Origin of the sequence: Synechocystis sp. LEGE 06083, from assembly GCF_015207725.1 — a bacterium.
Lineage (GTDB): Bacteria > Cyanobacteriota > Cyanobacteriia > Cyanobacteriales > Microcystaceae > Synechocystis > Synechocystis salina.
In genome coordinates, this window is the sequence record NZ_JADEWJ010000333.1 from 1 (window position 1) to 3,694 (window position 3,694).

Consider the following 3,694-nt stretch of genomic DNA (forward strand, 5'->3'; position numbering starts at 1 on the left):
GAGTTTTCAGTGGTCCCCCACCCGTCCTGGTTTGCACAACTGTAGCCTGGCGGTACCCCAGGGCCAATTCTGGATGCTTTTGGGCACCAATGGTAGTGGAAAATCTACCTTGTTAAGGTTATTGGCGGGACTCCTCACTCCCCATGGCGGTGTGGTGAAATTGGCAGAGCCCATGGGCTTTGTTTTCCAAAATCCTGACCATCAATTGGTCATGCCCACCGTAGGAGCCGACATTGCCTTCGGTTTGGTCAAAGAAAAACTATCTCCCCATGAGGTGAAATGCCGGGTTGGGGAAGCTCTCCAGGCAGTCAACTTAGCCGATATGGCCCGCCGACCCATCTACGCCCTCAGTGGCGGCCAAAAACAACGCATTGCCATTGCCGGGGCGATCGCCAGACACTGTTCCGTTCTGTTGTTGGATGAACCCACGGCCCTGCTAGACCGGGACAGTCAACGGGAATTAGTGTCGCAAGTACAAAAACTAGTCCGAGAAAGGGGCATCACCGCCCTATGGGTAACCCATCGCTTGGAAGAGCTAGACTATTGTGATGGAGCTTTTCTGCTGGAAGAAGGCAAAATTGTGGCCCAAGGAGACCCCAAACCCCTTGAGCAGAGGATGATGAACAAGACCGCAGTTTAACCCTGGCTATCCGTGAACCAAATTTCTCCCCTCCGTATTTTTTTGCTGGATGACCACCCCTACAGTCGCATTGCCAGCGCCGACCTTTTACGTTTGAACAATTACCAAATCATTGAAGGGGAAACCACCCAGGGATTTAGTTGTGGCCAAGTGGTAGAACAAGTGGAAAAAGTTGCTCCAGACTTAGTGTTGATGGATGTCAATTTAACCCACCAAAATGGCATCGAATTATGCCAAGCCATCAAACATAGCCCCGCCGGCCAAAATATTCCCGTCATCCTCACCAATGCCATGGATGACCCCCAATGTCGTCTCCGTAGTCGGGCCAGTGGAGCTGATGCCTACTTACTCAAACCCCTGGAGCGGGTAGAACTGCTCAATCAAGTGGATTTGTTGATCCAGAAAAAGAAATTAACGGAATCCGTCGCCCAGATTGAACAGGTTTTGTTTCGTTTAGCGGCGGTGGTCGAAGAACGTTACGCTGTCGGAGAAGCTAGCATTACGTGTAGTCAACTGGTGGCGGGTTTTGGCCAATTTCTTGGTCTAGAACAAGGGCAAATCGATGACCTCGTTTTTGCTGCCCGTCTACACGATTTGGGCATGATCCAAGTGCCCGATGAAATTATGCTCAAACAAGGGGCCCTCAACTCCACAGAATTGGACTGTGTGAGGGACCATGTCCATGTGGCGGCCACCATTTTTGAACCCCTGGCTGGGCGCAGGGCTGTGGGGGAAATTATGCGTTATCACCATGAACGGTGGGATGGCAGTGGCTACCCTGACGGCCTCCGGGGCAAAGAAATTCCACTGCTGGCACAGGTTTTTCAAATCATTGATATTTTCACTGCTTTGACCAATAACCGTCGCTATAAGCAAGCGGTAAATACAGTCCAGGCCCTGGAGATTTTACAAGGAGAAGCCCAACGGGGCTGGCGTAACCCAGAAATGGTGGAAAAATTTGTCAATTTTATTAACAAAAATTCCACGGAAGGGAGTTTAGTCCAACAGTTGGATTAGGATCATCTAGTTGGGATTGGCTGAAAAATCGTCATTTTTACGAATCGAAATCATTAACGGCCCTCTGGGCATTAACCCTTGGAAAATATGGAAAATACGGCTAATTTGGATTGGATTTTGGGGGCGATCGCCTTGGGCATTTTAGTGGCGGGCTTAGTGATGTTATTGAACGGTGTCAAAAGTCTGGGCAAGTAATTGAGCAATAGCTCCGGTTTTTCCCTGCCATATTTCCATGGCCCAATCCCCACCCACGGCAATGAATCTTCCACTAAACTTTGAAGTGGAGCCTCGGCCAACATTGCTTTCCCCAGGGTGTTTTCTATGCAAGTCCAATTCCAAATTTTGCGCCAAAAACCGCAACAATCTCCTTACCTAGAAAAGTTTGATCTAGAAGTGGAGCCCGGCACTACTATTTTGGAGTGTTTAAATCGGATTAAATGGGAACAGGATGGGAGCTTGAACTTCCGCAAAAATTGTCGCAACACCATCTGTGGCAGTTGCAGTATGCGGGTTAATGGGCGATCGGCCTTGGCCTGTAAGGAAAATGTGGGCAGTGAAACCCAATTGTTCACCCAGATTAACGAAGCGGGCATTCCGGTGGTGACGGTGGCCCCCCTTGGCAATTTGCCCGTGATCAAAGATTTAATTGTCGATATGCAACCCTTCTGGGATGACCTGCAACGGGTGGAGCCCTACGTTAGTACCCAGGGCCGCAAGGTACCGGAACGGGAATTTCTCCAGACCCCGGCGGAAAGAGAAAAACTCAATCAAATGGGCAATTGCATCCTCTGTGGGGCCTGCTATTCCGAGTGCAACGCCAAATCTGTCAACCCCGATTTTGTGGGGCCCCATGCCCTAGCCAAAGCCCAAAGATTGTTGGCCGACTCCCGAGATGGAGCCACAGCCGATCGCCTCGAAAACTACAACAATGCCACCGCTGGAGCTTGGGGCTGTACCCGCTGTTACCTCTGCAATGAAGTTTGCCCGATGGAAGTGGCCCCCATGGACCAGATTGGCAAAATTAAGTCTGCCCTTCTGGCTAAGAAAACAGCCCAGGACAGTCGCCCAGTACGCCACCGTAAAGTCATGGTGGATTTGGTTAAGGCCGGTGGTTGGGTGGATGAGCGGAAATTTGGTATCTATGTAGTGGGTAATTTTTTCCGGGATCTCAAAGGCATTGCTAGTATTTTACCCCTGGGTCTACGGATGATTGGGAGTGGTAAATTTCCCCTAGCCTTTGAACCTTCCGCTGGCACCAAGGAGGTACGGGGCTTAATTGAACAGGTGCAGGAAGCTGAGAAGATCGGCAATCGCTGAGATTATGGGGGACAACAGTAAGGTTTTTCAGGGTAATCACTGATTCCTATTTTTCTTGCCCTCAATTACAGCGGCGATCGCCTTTTAATAACCAAAAATGAGGAAAAATCGGCATAAATGTAAAATTTTGTGTCTTTTTTAGTATGGTTGCCCTGAATGTTATGACTGGGTTTAAAATAGTCCGAGAGTCCTAAATACATTCCTATAGGAGATATTACATGGAACCTCTCACCCGAGCCCAAAAAGAACTTTTTGACTGGTTAGTTAGTTACATTGACGAAACCCAGCACGCCCCCTCTATCCGCCAAATGATGCGGGCCATGAATTTGCGTTCTCCGGCCCCCATTCAAAGTCGGCTGGAACGGCTACGCAATAAAGGTTACGTCGATTGGACTGATGGTAAAGCCCGCACCCTGAGAATTCTCCACCAAAAACCAAAAGGAGTTTCCGTCATCGGCGAACTCAAAGGCGGTGAACTAGTGGAAGCAGACGCAGAGGAAGTGGAAAAGATTGACTTTGCCCCCCTAATGAAGAAGTCATCGGTTTTTGCCCTCCGGGTAATGAGCAATGACCTCGTGGACGACTTTATTGTCGAAGGCGATATGCTGATTCTCCGTTCTGTGACTGGGGAAGAAGAAATCGAAGATGGGGAGTTGGTAGCTGCCAGCATTAAGGGTGGCAAAATTGCTATCAAACGCTATTACCAAGATGGCACTAAGG

At 49.4% G+C, this 3,694-nt stretch carries 4 protein-coding genes; all 4 read left to right on the top strand.

All coding sequences use genetic code 11. From position 1 onward, the window contains the following. On the top strand, positions 1-640 hold a 640-nt coding region (locus IQ219_RS17945), incomplete at its 5' end, for an energy-coupling factor ABC transporter ATP-binding protein (RefSeq protein ID WP_194073511.1). 12 nt (positions 641-652) lie between these two features. Further along, positions 653-1,657 carry a two-component system response regulator gene (locus IQ219_RS17950; protein WP_194073512.1) on the top strand — a complete coding sequence of 335 codons (1,005 nt, stop codon included), beginning with the start codon at positions 653-655 and terminating at the stop codon, positions 1,655-1,657. Positions 1,658-1,978: 321 nt separating this feature from the next. Then, positions 1,979-2,974 (top strand): succinate dehydrogenase/fumarate reductase iron-sulfur subunit, encoded by a 996-nt coding sequence (locus IQ219_RS17960; RefSeq protein WP_194073513.1) that lies wholly within the window; start codon positions 1,979-1,981, stop codon positions 2,972-2,974. A gap of 218 nt (positions 2,975-3,192) precedes the next feature. Beyond that, a partial coding sequence (lexA, locus tag IQ219_RS17965; RefSeq protein ID WP_194073514.1) for a transcriptional repressor LexA occupies positions 3,193-3,694 on the top strand: 502 nt, incomplete at its 3' end.

Excerpts from the sequence above, each read along its gene's own strand:
- IQ219_RS17960 (WP_194073513.1), top strand. The coding sequence starts at position 1,979 with ATGCAAGTCCAATTCCAAATTTTGCGCCAAAAACCGCAACAATCTCCT.